Origin of the sequence: Kitasatospora sp. NBC_01539, from assembly GCF_045040525.1 — a bacterium.
Classification (GTDB): domain Bacteria; phylum Actinomycetota; class Actinomycetes; order Streptomycetales; family Streptomycetaceae; genus Kitasatospora.
Genome location: NZ_CP109390.1, coordinates 6671848 through 6691252, shown reverse-complemented (window position 1 = coordinate 6691252; position 19405 = coordinate 6671848). Strand labels below are relative to the sequence as shown.

Below are 19405 nucleotides of genomic sequence, written 5' to 3'. Positions count from 1 at the left end.
GATCGGTGTCCAACCGCAGGGTGGAACTTCAGTTCGCTCCGCTGGTCGACTCGATGCTGCGGGCGGAGATCCTGATGAAGGCCGCGGTGATCCACGAGCGGCTGGCCACGGAGTACGGGTTCACCGGGAACTACCAGCGCGTCAAGCTCTACGTGCAGGAGGCACGCCCGCGGATCGCCGACGAGCTCGGGATCACGCCCAAGGAACTGGCGGGGATGCATCGCCGGTTCGAGGTGATCCCGGGCGCTCAGGCCCAGGTCGACTGGGGTGACGAGGGCAAGATCCTCGCTCACATGGGCACCGACAAGGTCTACTCCTTCCACATGACGCTGTCGTACTCGCGCGACCCGTTCTGCTGCTTCACCACCAGCCAGGACCTGCAGACGTTCTTCGACTGCCACCGCCGGGCCTTTGCGCACTTCGGCGGGGTGCCGATGACGATCGTCTACGACCGCACGAAGACCGTCGTCCGTCGGCACGTCGCCCCGGGAGAGGCGGTCCCGCTCCATCCGGAGGCGGTCGGCTTCGCCGGTCACTACGACTTCGACATCGACGTCCTGGCTGCCTACCGCCCCACCGGTAAGGGCCGGGTCGAACGTCAGGTGCTGATCGTCCGCGACCACGTGCTGTCCGGCCGGGCGTTCTCCTCCGTCGAGGAGATGGACGCCGCGTTCGCCGCCTGGGTGCCCGTGCGGCGCGCTCAGGTCCACAAGACGCACCAGGAGGTCATCGGCGAGAGGGCGGCCCGTGACCACGCGACCCTCAAGCCGCTGCCGCCCACGCCGTATCTGGTGGCCGAGCGGCATCTGCGGCCGGTCGGCAAGGACTGCCTGGTCGCCTTCGGCGGCAACCTCTACTCGGTGCCGGCCCGCAAGGTCCGCCCACGCCAGCTGATCGAGATCAGGGCCACGAAGTCACAGATCATGCTGCACTCGACCGTCCCCCGCGCCGATGGCGAGACGCTGCTGGCCATGCACGCCAGGGCGGTGGGCCGCGGAGTCCGCGTGGTCGAGGAGACGCACTGGGACGGCCTGCCCACCGGCAAGGGACGCCGGACCACCACGGGTGATGTCCCTGTTCAGTCCCGCCGCGATCGGCCTGCGGGCCTGGAGGCCGGGCCGCTGCAGGCCCTGCTGAACCGGACCGCGATCACACGTATCGAGGTCGGCCGGCGTCCGTTGTCGGTCTACGACGAGTTGACCGGCACCCGCCCCTTCACCACCGACCGAGCGACGAAGGAATCCTCTTGAGCCAGCTGACCGGCAACCGCATTCGGACCACGGCCGCCAAGCTTGGCCTGCCCCACCTGGCGGAGACCATCAACGAGTTCACCCGGCGGGCGGACGAGGCGAAGATGGGCTACCTCGACTTCCTCGACCTGGTCCTGTCCGAGGAACTCGCCGTCCGTGACGACCGGCGCTTCCGCCAGGGGCTGCGGCTGTCCAGGCTGCCGCACCACAAGACGCTGGACGAGTACGACTTCTCCTTCCAGTCCGAGCTCGACCCGCGCAAGGTCAAGGACCTCGCCACTCTCTCGTTCGTCGAGGCCAAGGCCAACGCCGCCCTGCTCGGGCCGCCCGGGGTCGGGAAAACACACATCGCCGTCGGGCTCGCGGTCGCGGCCTGCCGGGCCGGCTACTCGATCTACTTCACCAGCCTCGACGACATGGTCCGCAACCTGAAGGCCGCGGAGACAGCCGGTCGCCTGGCCAGCAAGCTCGGCACCTATCTGCGGCCCGCCGTCCTCGTGGTCGACGAGGTCGGCTACCAGCCCCTGGAGCGCGCCGAGGCGAACCTGGTCTTCCAGGTGATCTCCAAGCGCTACGAAAAGGGCTCGATCATCCTGACCTCGAACAAGACCTTCAGCGAGTGGGGCCAGGTCTTCGGCGACGAAGTCCTCGCCACCGCCATCCTCGACCGGCTCCTCCACCACTGCGACGTTATCTCCATCAACGGCCCCAGCTACCGCCTGAAGAACCGCCTCAAGGCCATCGAACGAGACACCGAAGTGGCCTGACAGGCCACTTCGCCGGGCCGCCACGGCCTCGTCAGTCGCCGTCGAGCCGGTGAAGGATCTGGGAGAACTCACCGGAGTCGAGCAGGCCGGCAATCACCTGAGTCATGCTCTCGATGCCGGGCTCCCGGACGATCAGGCCGTCCGAGCACCAGAAGTACCGGCCACCCAGGGCCTCGCCACTGCGTGTCCAGGCGTCCATCAACCGCTCGACTTCGGCAACGGTGAAGAAAGTCGCGCTCCACCGCGACCCGTCCACCAGCCGGACTACGGCATCCACATTGCACACCGCACTGTCAAGCCCCGGGTTTGGTGGAGAGTCAGTTAGCTGGTTTTCAGGGGGTGGTCTGGGGCGCGGGTGATGTGTGGAGCGCTTCGAACTCGGTGGGTGGGACGTGCCCGAGCTCGCCGTGGAGTCTGCGCTGGTTGAACCAGTCGATGTATTCGGCGACGGCGATCTCGACGTCGTTGATGCTGGTCCAGGGCCCCTTGTTGCGGATCAGCTCGGCTTTGAACAGGCTGTTGAATGCCTCGGCGAGGGCGTTGTCGTATGAATCGCCCTTGGAACCGACCGAGGCCACGGCGGCGGCCTCGTCCAGGCGCTCGGTGTAGCGGACGGCCCGGTATTGCACGCCGCGATCGGAGTGATGGACCAGTCCGGCCAGGTCGGCGCCAGTGTGGCGGCGTCTCCATATACCCATCTCCAAGGCGTCCAGGGCGAGTTCGGTGTAGAGGCTGGTGGCCACCTGCCAGCCGACGACCATGCGGGAGAAGACGTCGATGACGAACGCGGCATACACCCAGCCCGAGTGCGTCTTGATGTAGGTGATGTCGGCGACCCACAGCTGGTTGGGGGCATCCGCGGTGAACTGCCGGTTGACCAGGTCGCGGGGACGGTCGGTCTCTGGTGCGGGCCGGGTGGTGCGCGGGCTCTTATCCCTGGTCACGCCGCGCAGGCCGACCGCGCGCATGAGGCGCTCGACGGTGCATCGGGCCACCGGCCGGCCCGCGCGCCGGAGGGCCGCATGGATCTTGCGGGCACCGTAGACGCCGTAGTTGCCGGCGTGGATCACGCGGATCTCCTCGGTCAGTTCCCGGTCGCGGGTGGTGCGGGCGGACTCAGGCCGGGTGTGGGCGGCGTAGTAGGTGCTCGGCGCGATCTCGGCGTCCGTGTTCTTCAGGACGTCGCAGATCGGCTGGACGCCGAACTCCTCTTTGTGCTGGTCGATGTAGGCGACCTTCAGCGCAGTGGACGGTCCAGCTCCGCGGCGAAGAAAGCCGAGGCGGACTTCAGGATCGCGTTGGCCCGCCGCAGTTCCTTCACCTCCCGCTCCAGCTCCGCGATCCGGGCCGCGTCCTGGGAGGTGGTGCCCGCCCGGGCGCCGTCGTCGGTCTCGGCCTGCCGCACCCAGCCGCGCAGGGCCTCGGGGTGGATGTCGAGCTGGTCGGCGACGCGCCTGATCGCCCCGGCGCGGCCGGCGGGATCCTTGCGGGCCTCGACGGCGAGCCGGGTCGCCCGCTCGCGCAGTTCCTCGGGGTACTTACGGGGTGCAGCCATGCTCGGAATCCTTCCGGGTCTTCGATGTCTCCATCAAACCCAATGCCGCTTAGATAGCTGGGTTTCTGAGTTGTAAGGTGGGCGGTCCGGAGTGCCGGGTGTTGGTGTCGTCGGGGCGTTTGATGCGGTGCGGGCTGAGGCGGTGGCGTTTGACGGCGCGGGGGCAAGTACGTTGTCGCCGGGCGGGATTGGGCCGTTCGGCTATCTCGGCGAGAGCCCCGGTAAGGGCGGCGGCCAAGCCGTCAGGGGAAAACGCCGCCTGGTCGGTGACCAGGCGGCGGACGACGCGGAGACTGCGGATGAAGGACATCCGGTCCGGGTCGAGGCCGGCACCGCCCGCGGCTTGATGCATGAGGTTCCGGATCGCGTAGTGCGTGGTCAGCAGGGCCCAGATCTCCTGGCGGACCATCTCGGGCGACTTGGACCGCAGGGGGCGAGCAGGTCCGCGCTGGTACGTCTCGATCTCGGCAAGCGCGACCTCGAACTCCCACCGCTGGTGGTACGCCGCCGCCAGCTCCAGTGCGGGAGCCTCGCCGGGATCCAGGACGGTGGTGATCAGCCGGTACAGGTCCCCGTTGCCCGCACGCCCGTCCACCCGGTAATCCACAACACGAACGGCCAGTCCTTCCAGCCGCGCGTCCGCGCGTCCGGAGCGCACATGTCGTCGGTACCGCTGACGCGCGATGACGTCGGCGAGCACGGAACGGTAGGAACCGTCGGGGAACACTTCCAGCACGGGCAGATCGACGGTCTCCGACACCCTCCACAGCAGGTCAGCGCCCGTCTCGGCTGCTTTGACCCACAACGCCAGGCTGTAGAACCCGCGATCGGCCATGACCAGCATGCCCGGCTCGAACCGTTGCAGCAGCTGCTCGGTCAGCTCCCTCTCGCCCACAGCCAACGGGCCGATGCGCGCCGCGATGACCGCACGGGTCCCGCACTCCCCGAGGCCGACCACCCGGGCCTGCGGGAAGGGGCCGGGACGGTGCTCACGGTGACTGTTCTTGCCGAACGCCTCGGTGTTGCCCGGGGTGTCCGGGAGCTCGAGCTGCACCCCGTCGACCGCCATCATCCGCCATGACCGCAGCCAGGCACCTTCGGTACCGGGACCGGCCAGTGGCGCCCCGACACGCTCGAACAGCAACCGCAAAGGCTCCTCGCCCAGCCGGGCCCTGGCCTGTGTGATCGCCCCGGTGGTCGGCACCCTCCAGTTCCCGCTCCAGTCCCCGAGGAACCGCAGACCGCCCACCAGCTTGCGCATCACCTCCTCATAGCCGTCGCCGAAGAACAAGCACATGGCCAGCACGAAGTACACCACCACCCGGGCAGGCAGCAGGCGCACCCGACGCTCCCGACGCCCAGCCTGCTCAACCACATCATCGACAAGATCCTGATGCAGCAGGTCCGTCAGCACCCCGACCGCCAGACGATCCGTCAAGCGCCCATCCGCACCCCGCAACTCATCCACACAGCAAGCCTAGCGATACTGGTCCTTATCTAAGCGGCATTGCCATCAAACCCGGGGCGATTCAGGGGAGCTGACGAACACCGAGCCGGGCAAGCACCTGGCCGTGGTGTGGTCGGACACCCATGCGCTGCCCACGCCGATGTTCCCGACCTCCCACGCCGCGCTGACCTTCTACCTGGCCGGCGGTCGCGGCTTCTCCACCCACGGCTGGGACACCGACGTCGACCCCCGCGCCCTGGTCGGCGTCTGAGCATGACCGGCCGCCATCGGCGCCCGCCCGAGCAGGCTCTGCCAGCCGACGCCGATGCCCGGCTGCGGGCCATCGCGCACGGCCAACCCGTGATCGAGGAAGGCGTCGTGGCGTTCCCCGGTGCCGCGCACCCCTACCTCTACCGCACCACGTCATGTCTCCGAGCACAAAGAACGCGGCGATCCGGCCGGTCCGGTGTGCCGGAACCGGCGGCTCGCCGCTGGTGGGGATCCGGCGGTTCGCTTCGAAGCCTGGCGCGGGCGTCAGGCAAGTCCAGGGCAGTAGTGAGGGAGGAGGCTGCGGATGAGTTGTTCGCCGCGCGTGGTCAGTGCTTGGAGGTCGCCCGCGCTCATGACGGCGAAGTTGGTGCCGTAGGAGGCAACCCGCTGGCGGGGTACGAGGTCGGGGATGGGGGTGGGGAGGCGTTCGTCGCGCATGCCCAGGTAGGCCATTACGAAGCCGTCGATGCGCCCGGCGGCGGCCCACTCGTGCAGACGGGTTCGGGCGGCGTCTTGGGCTTTGCGGTGGGTGATTTCGAAGCATCGGGCCATCCGTCCAGGCCAGAAATGGGGGGTGCTGAAGCCCAGGGGTCCGCGGCCTGCGTCGCAGCTGATGATGTAGTGCAGGTCTTCGTAAGCGTGGGGGGTGAAGGCGGCGGATCTTCCTGGTTCCAGCACACTCAGGCCGAGGTTGTCGTAGACCCCACCATCGGTGAGCAGGAGCGTACGGGAGCTTTCACTGCCGCGGTGGTGGAAGGTGAAGGTGCGTTCGATCGCGGGGAGCAGGGCGGGGAAGGCTGCGGAAGCCGCGACTGCGGTGGAGACCAGCACGGGTTCTGCGATGGTTCCGAGGGGGGCGCAGCTGCTGCGGGCGCTGCCGAAGCGGACGGCGTTGCCGGTGATGAGGTCGGTTGCGGTGAGGACCGTGTCCAGGCGAGCGTGAGTGACCTGGGTCAAGTCGGTACCGCCGAAGGCTCGTTGGGTGAGTGCAGATGCGAGGGCGTCGGTGCGGTTGAAGTGCCGGGTCGCTTGAGGGCTGTCTGTAGGGCGTCGCCGTGCGAGGGCGGTGCGGGCGGCAGAGGTGAGGTTGCGGGTGACCGCGGCGGGGTTGAGTGCTCCTTTGAGAATGTCGGTGTGGAGGCCACGGCGGAGGAGGTCGACGGTTTGCGCGTCGAAGTCGTGGAAACGCTCGGGGCCGTAGGCCCAGAGTGCTGCGAGGAGGGAGCCGCCGGAGATGCCGGAGATCACCCGGACTCGCGTGAGGAGGTTGCGGTCGTGGAGTGCGCGCAGGCAGCCGAGGTGGAAGGCTGCTGCGCGAGAGCCGCCACCGGAGAGGGCAAGGCCGATATCGGGGGTCATGGCTCGATTTTCCTGAGGGGCGTGGAGGCGTAGCCTCCGGGCCACCAAGTGGTTTGGGGGGTGTGCAGATTGACGGTCCGGCGCCTTGGCTGCGGAGGCGTGGCTGCTTGACCTGGGGGGCGGGTGACGAGACGGGTGTACCAGCGGGGTTGCCCTGTGCCGCGGATCCAGTTGTCCCAGGTGTCACCGCCGGCGATGAGGATGAGCGCCCGGGGTGGGGCGTTGTCGGTGGGCAGCACGAGGTGTCTCATGCCGGCCTCGTCGGTGGGGCTGGGTTGGGCGGGGCCGTAGGGGTGGGTGTGCCACATGCCGAGGAACCGGGTGATGCCGGCGGTGGCGATGCGGCGGGCCTCCAGGTGGTGGCCGACTCCTTTGGTACCGTGCTGGAAATGGGCTTCGCTGAGCAGGGAGTCGGGTGGCGGGCCGGTTGCCTCGTCGACCCAGATGATGCGGGCGGCGTCGTCGATGGCGCCGAGGAGGGTGCCGCCGGTTTCGACGCGTGGTCCCCGTAGGCGAGCGCCGCGGCGAGCTTCGGTGTGCATCTCGGTGGTGGCGGCCGGGCTGAGGCGGACCTGGTAACCGGTGACGGAGTCGGTGAGGACCGTGTCGTCAGGCCAAGTGAACCAGCAGGTGCGTGCAGGCGGGGCTGTGGGGTCGAGGCTGGGTGTGCGGACGATGAGCGCGGTCATCATCTGCTGGTCGGCGGGGCGCTGCAGGGCCTGCAGGATGCCGGTGAATAGCTGGCCGGCAAGGGCAGCGACGTCGACGGCGGAGCCGACGAAGGTGGCGTCGGAACAACCGGGTTCGGGTTGGAAGAGGTCGGTGCGCGGGGCGGTCGGGAAGAAGTCGTCGGCGATGTCGGCGAGTTCGCCGGTGAGGTCGGCGTAGGTGGTGCGGGCCAGGCGCCGCAGGATGTCCGTGCCGCCACCGGTTGCCACAGAGGGTGAGAGTGCGGCGAGTCCGCGGGTGGCCTGGTGGCCGAGGAGCAGGGTGGCGACGGGTGGCCAGGCGCCGGGGGCGGCGGCGCGGTGCTGCTCGAGTAGGAGCCGGACGGTGCGGTCAGCCGTGGCATCCACGATCAGGTCGAAGGTCGGTACACCTGCGGAGAGGATGGAATCGGTGACATCGCCAACCACGGGTTGCACGACGGCGTCAGGTCGGACCCGGCGCAGGCGGTTGGCAAGGGTCCAGGCTTTTGATTTGCCGATGTCGGCGTCGGCGTAGGGCTGGCGGACCAGGATGCCGGGGTGGACAAGGCTCTTGTCGGCGACGGTAACGGCGGCGGCTCCCGCGCGGACGCACCACTCGGCGATCGGCGCTCCGAGGGCTCCGGCTCCCATTACTAGGATGCGACGGCCCGTCAGCCAGGATGCTGGGGTGGCGGCGTCGCGGCGCACAGTGGTCTGGGGGCGGGCTTCGTTGATGTACGCCCACTGGGTCTTCACCATGTCCAGGACTTCCTCGCCCAGGTCGGACGCCTCGCGGCCAAGCTCGGCCAGGCCCGGGTCGGTGGAGTGCTGGTTCTGGGCGAGGCGGCTGACCTTCTCGGCTAGGTCGGGGAGGGTCCAGGCGGCGAGATGGGTGATCCGGTCGGTGCTTCCTGCGATGCCTCGGGCTGGTGCGCCGAGCAGGAGGTGTAGCGGCACCTGGTACGGCTGGCCTGTGGCAGTGGGCGCCGGATGGGAGAGCAGATCGAGGTTGGCCCGTGCGACGCGGCCGAACAGCTCGATGACCGCGGCGGCCCGCATGCCTTCGTCGGCGAGGCTGGCCAGGAGCTCTTGGGCGGTGGTGGGGTATTCGAAGGCGAGCGGGCGGGCGAGGACGATCGCGGGTGCCAGGAACAGCTCGTCGTCGAAGGTGTTGGCGAGGATCCGTGCTTCGGCCTGGTCGGAGGGCCAGCGGGCGTCGGCGGCATACCAGGCGATGACGTCCGCGCGTCGGTCCCCCACTCGGCGCATGAGCGCTGCGCCCTGCCAGGGACTGGTGACCGTGGCACTGGGCGCGTCAGCGCGCACGACCAGCAGCGCGGGGTTCGCCGCTGGGTAGGCGACGGGCGGGTGGAGGGGCTCCCCCGGGGTGTCGAGCTCTCCTCTTGCCGCAGCCGTGAGCCAACTGTTGAGCCGCTCGACGAAACCGAACATGCCATCCGAGGGGGACCACTCCAGCGATGGGGAGCGGTACAGGCACAAAGTGCTCCCCCACTGGACGTGCGGGGTGCCGGCGAAGCGGGTGTGCGGCGTGACCACCGTCGGGATCGCGAATGGGAAGGCATGCGGCACCGACACCAGGACCCGCTCACGCCGACGCAGCCGTACTCCCCCGGGCCGGTGTACCGCCGCGGAGCAGTCGAGGGACAGGTCGAGGACGAGCGCACTGGTCGTGGGGCCAGGCTCGTGCACGGCCAGGATCCGCACCGCGGGGCCGACGTCGGCGATCCGCCGCGTCTGCTCCAGTGCAAGGTCCTGCCCCGGAGTCCACGCCTGGGACGGATGGGTCACTGGCGGCCGAACCCGACCGCGTCCACCGGCGCTGCTTCGTCTCCGCGGGCCTGCCGGACCGCGGCACCGACCCGGTCCGTCGTGCCCTGCTGCGGGATCTGCTGGGCGCGGCGTCGGGCAGCTGCGGCCGCCGCACCGACGGCGAACACCGTCGCGCCGAGCGCGGCCAGGGTCCGCCAGCCGCCCGACTGCCCAGCGGACTTGGTCAGCCGGGCCTCCTCGAGCTCTTCGACGTCCTGCAGAACGAGCCCCTCGCCGGGCTCCAGGGCGAACACCACCGGGTGCGGGGCCTCCTCGGTCGGGTACTCGCCGGTGCACAGGATCGGGTTCGACGTGATCTCCTCGTACGCCTCCTTCGCGAGCAGGTGCGGCGGGTTGTCCCCCGTCTTGTCCTCATCACGGAACGGGCGGGCGCTGGCCACGATGTAGGCGTCGTCGCTGGCGTGGTCGGCGAGCTGGTCGAGGATGTCCTGCTTGCGCTCCTCAGTCCCGTCCTCACCGGTGGCGTACATCACCTTCTTCGAGCAGTGGTGCGGGGAGAGCAGCACGTCCCAGGCCAGCCTGTCGGCGCGGTTGTGTCCTTCGCTGTAGTCGAAGATCTTCTTGATCGTCGGGTAGGCGAGGTCGCCCAGGAGCAACGCCCGGCCGACGGTCCCGTCCGGGTGGCGCAGCTGGATCTGCAGGGCGAGGGATGTGTCGTTTCGCTCGCCCGCGCAGTCGTCGTGGAACGGGGCGTGGACGAACGCCTCGAATCGGTCGGAGACGCTCACCCCATCGATGCTGGTGATCGTGTGGCCGGGGCCGGTGAAGTAAGCGTCGGGCAGTTCGGAGTAGGAGTGCAGTTCGCGGTCGTCGTCGTAGCCGATGATCAGGACGCGGTCCCCGCTGGCCGGCTCGTGACCCTTCTCGACCGCCGCGAGGGTGGCCTGGACACGGCGTTCGACTTCTTCCTGGAAGCGGCGCGCGTCCTCGCACATCTCCGTATCGTCGGAGAGTTCCCGCCACAGGCGGGGCGTCGCCCAGATCTCACCGATCAGGATCGAGGAGTCGAGCAGGTCGGCGAAACCGCCGCAGTGGTCCAGGTCTGCGTGGGTCAGGGCGAACAGCGCCAGGTACGGCGTCTCACCATCGGGGCGCGGCAGCGTCTCCTCCAACCGGTCGATCACCGCCGCGACCACAGCATCGTCCTCGTCCGCGGACTTCATGTCGTGGAGATCCACCTGCACGACCGTGTTCTCGTCGACCACGATCGTGGTCGAGTCCCCCGTCCCGACCGGCCAGAACACCAGCCCGCTCTCGGGCAGCTCCGTCTGCACCATGTGCACCTTCTTCACGCCAGAAGGTCTGCAGCTACCACGGTCTGGAGCCGCCTCACCTTTGTTCAGGTCTACCAGACGGCACCGACAAACCCGCCTGGTCGCCGACTCGGACTGGTCTCCTCGCCTGGCACTGCCAGGACGACCTTGCCCTGGGTGCGGATTGAGGTCCCCCTTGGCCTCAGGAGACCTTGAGGTCATACCGTCTCTCTTATGAGCATGGAGAGCACAGCCTGGATGCAGCTGCACAGCGTCATGAACGCGCAGCCGGAGCGCCGCCCCTTCGCCCGCGCGACGCTGCGGCGCATCGGCGCCTTCGCCCGACCGCACCGCCGCCGTATCTGGCAGTTCGTGGTGCTCAGCGTGGGGACCGCGCTGCTCGCCGTCGCCACGCCGGTGCTCGCGGGGCGCGTCGTCGACGCCATCGTGTCCCACGGCGACCGCAGCACCGTCGTACGCCTTGCCGTCCTCATCGCCCTCATCGCGCTCGCCGAGGCGGCGTTCGGGATCCTCGGCCGCTGGCTGTCGTCGACGCTCGGCGAAGGGCTCATCCTCGATCTGCGGACGGCTGTGTTCGATCACGTGCAGCGCATGCCGGTCGCGTTCTTCACGCGTACTCGTACGGGCGCGCTCGTGAGTCGTCTCAACAACGACGTGATCGGAGCGCAGCGCGCCTTCAGCAACACCCTCTCCGGAGTCGTCAGCAACCTGGTGACGCTGCTGCTCACCCTCGCCGTGATGCTCACCCTGTCCTGGCAGATCACGCTGCTCGCGCTGGTGCTGCTGCCGGTGTTCGTGATCCCGGCGCGGCGGATGGGCAGCCGGATGGCGAAGCTGCAGCGCGAGGCCGCCAACCTCAACGCCTCGATGGGCACCCGGATGACCGAGCGGTTCTCGGCGCCCGGCGCCACCCTGGTCAAGCTCTTCGGGCGGCCCGAGGACGAGTCCGTCGAGTTCGCGGCGCGGGCCCGGCGGGTGCGGGACATCGGGGTGCGCACGGCGATGGCGCAGTCGGCGTTTATCACCGCCCTGACGCTGGTCTCCGCCCTGGCCCTCGCGCTCGTCTACGGGCTCGGCGGCTGGTTCGCGCTGCGCGGCACTCTGCAGCCGGGCGCCGTGGTATCCCTGGCACTGCTGCTGACCCGCCTCTACGCGCCGCTCACCTCGCTCGCGGGAGCGCGCGTCGAGGTCATGAGCGCCCTCGTCAGCTTCGAGCGCGTCTTCGAGGTGCTCGACCTCAAGCCGCTGATCGAGGAGAAGCCGGACGCCCGCGCCGTGCCGGAGGGACCGGCTGCCGTGGAGTTCGACAACGTCCGCTTCGGCTACCCGTCCGCAGACAAAGTCTCCCTGGCCTCGCTGGAGGAGGTCGCCGCCCTGGACACCCGCAGTGGCGCCGAGGTCCTGCACGGCATCAGCTTCCGCGCCGAACCCGGCCAGACCGTCGCGCTGGTCGGCTCGTCCGGCGCCGGGAAGTCGACCATCGCGCAGCTGCTGCCGCGGCTGTACGACACCGACGCGGGAGTCGTCCGGATCGGCGGCGTCGACGTGCGAGACCTGAGCGCCGCGTCGATGCGGGCGACCCTCGGTATGGTCACGCAGGACGGGCACCTCTTCCACGACTCCGTACGCGAGAACCTGCTGCTCGCCCGGCCCGGGGCCACCGAGGGCGAACTGTGGGACGTGCTGCGCCGGGCCCGCCTTGAAGACCTCGTACGCTCTCTGCCCGATGGCCTCGACACCGTGGTGGGCGAGCGTGGCTACCGGCTCTCCGGCGGCGAACGCCAGCGCATGACCATCGCCCGGCTGCTGCTGGCCCGCCAGCGCGTCGTCATCCTCGACGAGGCCACGGCCCACCTGGACAACACCTCGGAAGCGGCCGTCCAGGAGGCACTCGTGGAGGCCCTGGAGGGGCGGACCGCCGTCGTCATCGCGCACCGGCTGTCGACCATCCGGGCCGCCGACGTGATTCTCGTCGTCGAAGCCGGACGGATCGTGGAGCGCGGCACACACGAGGTACTGCTCGCGGCGGACGGCCGGTACGCCGAGCTGCACCGCACGCAGTTCGAGAAGCACGCGCCCGGGACGAACGTGACAGAGAGCGTGGGCGTGGGCGTGGGCGTGGGGGTGGCGGTGGCGTAGGCGGAGGGTCGGGCGCAGCGGTCCGCCGTGCCCTCACCGTCCGCCGGCGGGCGGTGGCACCCTTCTCGTCCTCGGAATGCAGCTGTTCGACGGCTCGACTCCCCGGTTCCCGGAGGCCCATCCGCCTCAGGACTCATGCGATACCACCACTGGTGGATCTAGCTCCAGGTCGCTGACCAGCACAAACGCGCGTGGGGAAATGGTTCGTGTCCTCCCTCGGACACAGACAGGCCGAATGCGGGCCGGGAGAAATCCTGGTCCGCATTCGGCTTTTGCGTCCCGCCGGGCCAGGCGGCGGTGACGATCGACGATGGGTGATGGACCGTCAGACTCCTTGACGAGGACCCGATTGCGGTTCGAACGACAGGGTCCCGCTGTCATCGGGAACGGATACGATCTTTCCGGCATGCCAGTCGACATCGTCTGGGGGATCGATGGCAGAGCGGCAACGTCCTGGACCGGTCGAGGACCTGCTCACGGCGGTACGCGCGGAGATCACCGCCTGTCGCCGGGACGCGAGCGAGGGCTCCGAGAAGGTCGTCCTGCACGGCGGGCGCCGGGTCGCCGGCGGGGAGCGTTCGGAGTTCCTGTTCTCCTGCCGTAGTTGGCGGGACTCCTTCGACGGCAGACCGCTGGTGGTGCGCCCGGAACGGTCGCAGCAGCCGTGGGCCGCCGCCGAGGTGGCGCGGATGCCGGACGGGACGGTCCGGGTGGTGACGGCCGCCGATCTGGGTGCGCGGCCGGCGACGGTGCTGCTGCGGGAGGACGACGCCTCGACCTGGTCGGCGCTGGCCGACCGTCTGGAGGCCGCGGGTCGCGAGGACGGCCCGGTGGACCACGCGATGGCGGGACTGGTGCTGGGTCTGGGCGAGCCGGTGCTCGCGGCGGTGCCGGACCCGGCCCGCTGGGTGGCGCGGTGGAACGACCTGCCGCTCAACCCGGCGCAGCGCGCGGCGGTGGAACGGGCCCTCGGCAGCAGTGCGTTGTTCCTGTGGGGGCCGCCCGGCACGGGGAAGACCGACGTGGTCGCGCACATAGCCGAGGGGTGTTACCGCCAGGGCCTCAACCTGCTCTTCCTCGCGCCGACGAACGTCGCGGTGGACCAGGCGCTGGAGCGGATGTGTGATCTGCTGCGCGGGGAGGACGGTTTCGCCGAGGGGCTGGTCCAGCGGGCCGGTGACATCACGGTCGCGAGCCTGGAGCGGAACTACGGCGACCAGGTCGACCCGGCACGGATCGCGGGCCGGGTCGGGGCGGGCATCGACGCGGCACTCGCGGCGGCACAGGCCCGGCTGACGGCGGTCCGCGCGGATGTGCAAATCCACGACGAGGGAGCCGAGTTGGCCGCCGCGCTCGTGTCGGCGCGTGAGCGCTACGCCGCGGCCTCCGATGACCTGGACGAGGCGGTGCCGGAAGTCCTGCGGCTCGACGCCGAAGCCGCGGCCCTGCGGGTCAGGATCGCCGCGCTGGGCGTGCCCTCGGGCCTGATGGCCGGTCACAGGACGGCTCAACTGGACCAGGCTCGGCTGAGGTTGGCGGAGGTCACGCAGGCGCAGGGTGAGATCTGGCACCGGCAGAGCGGGGCGCAGCAGGAGCAGCGGACCAGTGCCGCCGCGGTCGGCGAACTGCAGGCCCGGCTCGCCGGCGTGGCGTCCCGGCTCTCCGCGCTGCCGGCCCGCGCGCGTCTCACCGAGCAGGCCGACGCCCTGCAGAAGGAGGTGAACGAGCTGGACCGCCAACGGCGCGGCCTGGAGGACGCGGTGCGGGCGCGCTGCAGGATCAAGGGCGCGACGGTCAGCAGGGCGGTCCAGTCACGGAAGCTGCTGGACCGGGTGGACGTGGTGGTCCTCGACGAGGCCGGGATGGTGGACCTCCCCTCCGCCTGGTACGTGACGGGGCTGGCCGGCAAGCGCGTGGTGCTCGCGGGCGACTTCCGCCAACTGCCCGCCATCACCAAGGGTGGTGGCGACCGCCAGGCAACCGGGTCCGAGCAGGAACACTCGCGCCGGTGGGCCGGGCGCGATGCCTTCCACGCCGCCGGCCTGGTGACCCCCGCGGGCTCCGCCCGTCTCGACGACCCCCGGCTGGTGGGGCTGGGCACGCAGTACCGGATGCACTCGGAGATCTGCGGTGTGGTCAACGCCGTCGCCTACCCGGACGCGCCGCTGCGCACCGGACGGCCCGACGGCACCCGGCTGCCCGCGTCCCCGCTGCTGGACGGCCCGCTGGTGCTGATCGACACGTCCTCGCGGCGCATCCCGGGCCGGGACCACAGGTCGAACGCCGTCCACGAGGCCGTCGTCCACCAGCTGGTCCGCGGGTTGCAGTACGACGGGGTGCTGCCGGGCCGCAACTGGACCGGCGGGGCACCGGGTGGGCGGCCGGCCGAGCGGATGGCCGTCATCTCGCCCTACAAGGACCAGGTCAGGGCGCTCAACACCAGCCTCGGGTACCGCTTCGGCGAGGAGTACGAGGGGCTGGTCGACACCGTCCACCGGTTCCAGGGCAGTCAGCGGCCGCTGGTGATCATCGACACGGTCGCCGGTGCCGGCCGCTCCCCCGGGTACTTCTACGCGGGGACGGGACTCTCCTCGAACACCTGCCGCCTGCTGAACGTCGCCCTCAGCCGCGCCCAGGACCACCTGGTCGTGGTCGCCGACGTCGAGCACCTGCGGGCGAACCTGGCCCCGCACAGCGAGGCCGTACGGATGCTGGACCACCTGGAGCGGCACGCCCGGCGCCTCTCCGTGGACCAGCTCGTTCCCTTCCGGGCCGCGGCCGAGCTGGGTGAGCTCTCCACGGAGGAGCTGTCGCGGCCGTCGTTCTTCCCCGCCGACGAGGTGCCGCGCGCGGTCGCCTGGGATCTGCGCCAGGCCGCCAAGTCGGTCGAGATCTACTGCGCGTTCCTCGACCCGGGGCCGGTGCGGTACTGGAGCGGCCCGCTGCGGGAGCTCGGCGCGCGCGGCGTCCAGGTCACGGTCTTCACCCGGGACCACTCCTCGACCCCGCACAAGGCGGCGCTGGTGAAGAACCTGCAGGCCGCCGGCTGCCGGGTCGAGCAGCGCGAGCGGATGCACGAGAAGGTCCTCATCGTCGACGAGTCCGTGCTCTGGCACGGGTCGCTGAACCTGCTGTGCAACTCCGGTCCGACCGACCTGATGATGCGCGTCACGGACCACGAGGCCTGTCGGCGCGTCCGCCGCATCATCGACCGTGCCCGCCCCGAGCGGCGCGGCCGGGACGGCGACACGAAGGACGCCGCGGGCACCGCGCCCGGTGCCGGGCACGCCGCTCCGGAGCGGCCCCTGGAAGCGGCGTCGCTGCCCGCCGCCGCCGCTGCCACCGCCCCTGGCACCGCCGTCGGCAGCTCCGCCGGGGCCGGGGCGGACCGTCCCGTACCGGGTGCCGAGGTGGGCGGGCGGCTCTACCTGAGCGTCCCCTTCGCCGAGAAGGACCAGGTCAAGCACGAGCTCGGGGCCCGTTGGGACGGGCAGCACAAACTCTGGTGGGTCGCACCGGACAAGCGCGCCGCCGCCCGGCGCTGGCTCCCGCCGGAGGCGTAGCCGCCAACCCTTCGGTCTCTCGGCCGGGACGGGCCGAACGCGCACGACCTGACGCAACGTCATCGCGCGGGCTCTGCACTCTTGCACGGCAAGACACTTGTCGTGCACGATAGCTGCCATGGGAGACACCGACACCCCCCGCACGCAGTGGCTGCGCGGCGTGCTCGACCTGTGCCTGCTGGCCGTCATCGCCGAACGGCCCACGTACGGCTACGAGATGACCGTCCGCCTGGCCGAGGCCGGCCTGGAGGTGGCGAGCGGGTCGATCTATCCGGCCCTCGGACGGCTCCGCAGCCGCGCCCTGGTCGAGGTGTTCCGGCAGCCCGGCGAGGGCGGTCCGGAACGCACGTACTACCGGCTGACCGCCGAGGGCACCGAGGTGCTGGGCACCTGGGGCCGGGAGTGGGGAGCGTTCGCGCGCGGTGTCGGCACCTTGGTGGCGGACGCGCCGTCCGCCCGGCGGAGTGGAGGAGAGCATGGCGACTGACGTCGTGGCACGGGCCCGCCGCACCTGGCGGCGGCTCGGGGTGGCACCGCCGGTGGCGGCGGAGATGGCCGAGGAGCTGACGGCCGACCTGGCCGCCGCGGCCGCCGACGGCCGGTCGGCGGCGGAGTACGTGGGCGGTGACCCCGCCGCGCTGGCGCGCACGTGGGCGGACGAGCGCGGTGTCGTCCGGGCGCGACTGCGGCTGGTGCGGGTGGGCACGGCCGCGCTGGCCGGGGCGCTGCCCGGAGGGTTCACCGGCCTGTTCTGGGTCTTCGCGCCCGGTTCGGCGCTTCCCGGGTTCGTGTCGGCCGGGGCGGCGGGCGCCGGATGGACCGGGCCGCCCACCGGGGTGCTGCTGGCGCTCTACCTGGCGGGGGCGGTGGCCGCGTACGCGGGGGCGGTGGCCGCCGTCCACGCCGTGCTGGGCCACGGTGACGACCCGGCCCGGCGTCCGACCGTGCGGGCGCTGGCGGCGCTGCTGCCCGTGGTCGGCCTGTCGGCGGCGGCGGCCGGCATCGGGCTCGCGGCCGTGCTGGACTTCCGGCACACCGCCTTCGTGCCGGTCTGCCTGGTGGTGCTGTCGGTCGTGGGCGGAGGTGCGGCGGCCGTCCGGGCCGGTGTCGTGGTCCGCGGGCGGGCCGCGGGGGCGGTACCGGCGGGCTGAGCCAGGCCGGGTTCAGCCCGTCCGGACGTCCGTGGCGTCGGCCGGGTAGGTGACGGCGAGCACGGCCATGTCGTCGTCGCGCGGTCCGCCCGTCCAGCGGGCGACGTCGGCGAAGACGGAGTCGACGACCTGCTGGGGGCCGTGCAGCGGTCCCAGGTCGGGGAGGCGCTTCGCGGGGTCGTAGAACTCGCCGCCGGCGTCGCGGGCCTCGGTGACGCCGTCGGTGATCAGCAGCAGGGTGTCCCCCGCGGTAAGCGGCCAGGTGTCGGGCTGCGGGCGGGGGCCGCCGAGGGCGCCCATGCCGAGCGGGAGGCCGGGTTCGGCGGGTGTCAGGGTCCGCACCTGGCCGCCGTTGAGGAGGTATGCGGCGGGGTGGCCGCAGTTCACCAGGCGCAGGGTGCCGCCCCCGGGGTCGAGTTCGCCGATCAGCGCGGTGATGAAGCCCTCGGCGCGCACCTCCTCGTCGGACTGGTCGCTGTCGACGACCTCCCGCATCAGGGAGCGTTCCAGCCCGTCGGCGAGCGCGGTCAGGTCCTCGGCACGCACGGCGAGTTCGCGAAACGAACCGAGCAGCACGGACACCGCCCGGACGGCCCGCAGGCCCTTGCCGCGGACGTCGGCGATCAGCACGCGCGTGCCGTACGGGGTGCGCTGGACGGCGTACGCGTCACCGCCGATCCGGGCCTCCGTACCGGCGGCCTGGTAGCCCGCGGCGACGACGAGCGGCCCGACCGCGGAGGGCGGGGGCGGCAGTACCGCGCTCTGGGCGGCCTCGGCGACCGACCTGACCGCGTCGAGGCGCCGGCCGTGGCGGGCGATCACGCGGTTGACCCAGACGCCGATGAGGGCGGCGAGCGCCGTGTTGAGGAGTTCCAGGTAGCCCGCGGTCGTCCCCCAGGATCCGTCCTGCACGGTCAGCGCCAGCACGCCGAGGACGGTCGCCACACCGAAGGCGATGGTGACCGGCAGGGAGAGGAGCGCGCCGGCCGTGACGCAGGCCGCGGCCATCAGCGGGTCGCCCCAGTAGTCGACGGTGTCCAGCTCGTTCCAGAGCATCCCGCCGACGAAGAGTGCCGCCGGTACGAACCGCAGGTATCGCGGCCCGTGGTTGGAGACGGGTGCCATCTGCCACCCCGCTTCGGCCGGACGCCGGACACCGTGATTCTATCCCGCCGGGCCCGTCCGGCCCGGCGGGAGCAGCGGTGTCAGCGGCGGGGACGGCACCGGCGGGAGCAGCGGTGTCAGCCGTGCGGCACGGGGTCGTGCCCGCCCGCCGTGCCCGGACGGCAGCGCAGCAGCCGGGCCGCGGTGAGCCGGGCCCCGCGCAGTGCGCCGTGCCGGTGCAGCGCCTGCACGGCGTACGTCGAGCAGGACGGCGTGTACGGGCAGCAGGCCCGGCGGCGCGGGCTGATCTCCGTGCGGTAGTGGTGCACCGCGCCGTACAGCCCCGCGGCGAGCGGGCCGCGCGGCACGGGTGCGGCGGGATCGGCCGGGCCGCGCGCCCGGCGTCCGCCGAGGGAGCCGACGGCGGCACGGAGGGCGGAGACCGCCGTCAGCGGGATCAGCACGACGAGGCAGGGGTCGGCGAGCTCGCCGAGGCAGTCGCAGCCGTCGCAGCAGTCGTTGTCGCGCTTGGGCCTGCGCCGGCGGGCCTCCTCCCAGGCGCGCCGCTGCGCCTGGCGCCGGCGGCGCTCCGACGCGGGCAGCCACCACCAGGCCCGCGGCGGCCGCCCGGTCGGCACCGCCTGCGCCGCGGCCTGCCGTGGTCTCCCGTACGGGTCGTACTGCGCCATCGACGGCCCCCTCCGCTCGTACCGTGCCGTTCCCCGGCCGGCACCCCCAATGTAGGCCACCCGACGGACGTCACCCGGGCGAGGCCGCGGAGGGCGGCCGGTCCGGGTGGCGGCGGCACCCGGCTGCGGCGCCCGACGCCCGACGGGCTACGGGCGGCGGCAGCGCGGACGGGGTACGGGCGGCGGCAGCGCGGACGGGGTACGGGCGGGGTACGGGCGGCGGTGCCGGCGGGCGCGCGGGGTCCGGGTGGCAGCGCCGGTGGGGCCGGTGCCGCGGGCGGGGCTGCGGCGGCGTAC

13 protein-coding genes and 2 pseudogenes are annotated in these 19405 nt (G+C 71.4%); 7 read left to right on the top strand and 8 right to left on the bottom strand.

The features are described from left to right. Positions 1–11: 11 nt before the first annotated feature. A pseudogene (gene istA / locus OG335_RS29050) lies at positions 12–1250 on the top strand (IS21 family transposase); the annotation flags it as partial. After that, positions 1247–2017: an IS21-like element helper ATPase IstB gene (gene istB / locus OG335_RS29045; RefSeq protein WP_405014095.1), complete on the top strand. Its 771-nt coding sequence runs from the start codon at positions 1247–1249 to the stop codon at positions 2015–2017. The pseudogene istA and the gene istB, both read left to right, overlap by 4 nt. 31 nt (positions 2018–2048) lie before the next feature. Here the strand turns inward: istB and OG335_RS29040 are convergent, their stop codons facing one another. The 3 genes and pseudogenes from OG335_RS29040 to OG335_RS29030 form a co-directional block, all read right to left on the bottom strand. Continuing rightward, on the bottom strand, positions 2049–2294 hold the full coding sequence (locus OG335_RS29040) for a hypothetical protein (RefSeq protein ID WP_405014094.1): 246 nt from the start codon (positions 2292–2294) through the stop codon (positions 2049–2051). A gap of 55 nt (positions 2295–2349) precedes the next feature. Then, positions 2350–3572, bottom strand: a protein-coding gene (locus tag OG335_RS29035; protein ID WP_405014093.1) for an IS3 family transposase whose coding sequence is annotated in 2 segments (ribosomal slippage) — positions 2350–3293 and positions 3293–3572 — 1224 coding nt in all. Because the reading frame shifts where the segments join, the coding sequence is not laid out codon by codon here. A 244-nt stretch (positions 3573–3816) separates the two neighbouring features. Then, positions 3817–5040, bottom strand: a pseudogene (locus OG335_RS29030) (IS4 family transposase); the annotation flags it as partial. Positions 5041–5143: 103 nt separating this feature from the next. Here OG335_RS29030 and OG335_RS29025 point away from each other — a divergent pair. Then, positions 5144–5290, top strand: a complete 147-nt coding sequence (locus OG335_RS29025; RefSeq protein ID WP_405014092.1) for a hypothetical protein — start codon at positions 5144–5146, stop codon at positions 5288–5290. A gap of 263 nt (positions 5291–5553) precedes the next feature. On the opposite strand, the gene OG335_RS29020 is transcribed toward OG335_RS29025, so the two are convergent. The 3 genes from OG335_RS29020 to OG335_RS29010 are packed head-to-tail and all read right to left on the bottom strand — an operon-like array spanning position 5554 to position 10465. Beyond that, entirely contained in the window at positions 5554–6648 is a 1095-nt protein-coding gene (locus OG335_RS29020) for a patatin-like phospholipase family protein (RefSeq protein ID WP_405014091.1), read from the bottom strand. Beyond that, a complete protein-coding gene (locus OG335_RS29015) occupies positions 6645–9146 on the bottom strand; it encodes a ThiF family adenylyltransferase (protein WP_405014090.1) in 2502 nt (833 codons plus the stop codon). The genes OG335_RS29020 and OG335_RS29015 overlap by 4 nt, the downstream gene beginning before the upstream one ends. Then, positions 9143–10465, bottom strand: coding sequence for a hypothetical protein (locus tag OG335_RS29010; protein WP_405014089.1), 1323 nt, complete (start codon positions 10463–10465; stop codon positions 9143–9145). The genes OG335_RS29015 and OG335_RS29010 overlap by 4 nt, the downstream gene beginning before the upstream one ends. Before the next feature lie 216 nt (positions 10466–10681). On the opposite strand from OG335_RS29010, the gene OG335_RS29005 reads away from it, so the two are divergent. From OG335_RS29005 to OG335_RS28990, 4 genes are all read left to right on the top strand, one after another. Further along, positions 10682–12601, top strand: a complete 1920-nt coding sequence (locus OG335_RS29005) for an ABC transporter ATP-binding protein (RefSeq protein WP_405014088.1) — start codon at positions 10682–10684, stop codon at positions 12599–12601. 434 nt (positions 12602–13035) lie between these two features. Then, the gene (locus OG335_RS29000) at positions 13036–16164 is read left to right on the top strand and encodes an AAA domain-containing protein (RefSeq protein ID WP_405014087.1); all 3129 of its coding nucleotides are present in this window, start codon (positions 13036–13038) and stop codon (positions 16162–16164) included. A gap of 118 nt (positions 16165–16282) precedes the next feature. Further along, entirely contained in the window at positions 16283–16651 is a 369-nt protein-coding gene (locus OG335_RS28995) for a PadR family transcriptional regulator (protein ID WP_405014086.1), read from the top strand. Continuing rightward, complete coding sequence (locus tag OG335_RS28990) at positions 16641–17315, top strand: hypothetical protein (RefSeq protein WP_405014085.1); 675 nt, start codon at positions 16641–16643, stop codon at positions 17313–17315. The genes OG335_RS28995 and OG335_RS28990 overlap by 11 nt, the downstream gene beginning before the upstream one ends. A 12-nt stretch (positions 17316–17327) precedes the next feature. Here OG335_RS28990 and OG335_RS28985 read toward each other — a convergent pair whose 3' ends face one another. Further along, positions 17328–18440, bottom strand: coding sequence for a PP2C family protein-serine/threonine phosphatase (locus OG335_RS28985; RefSeq protein WP_405014084.1), 1113 nt, complete (start codon positions 18438–18440; stop codon positions 17328–17330). 116 nt (positions 18441–18556) lie between these two features. After that, complete coding sequence (gene yidD, locus OG335_RS28980; RefSeq protein WP_405014083.1) at positions 18557–19108, bottom strand: membrane protein insertion efficiency factor YidD; 552 nt, start codon at positions 19106–19108, stop codon at positions 18557–18559. Positions 19109–19405: the final 297 nt, after the last annotated feature.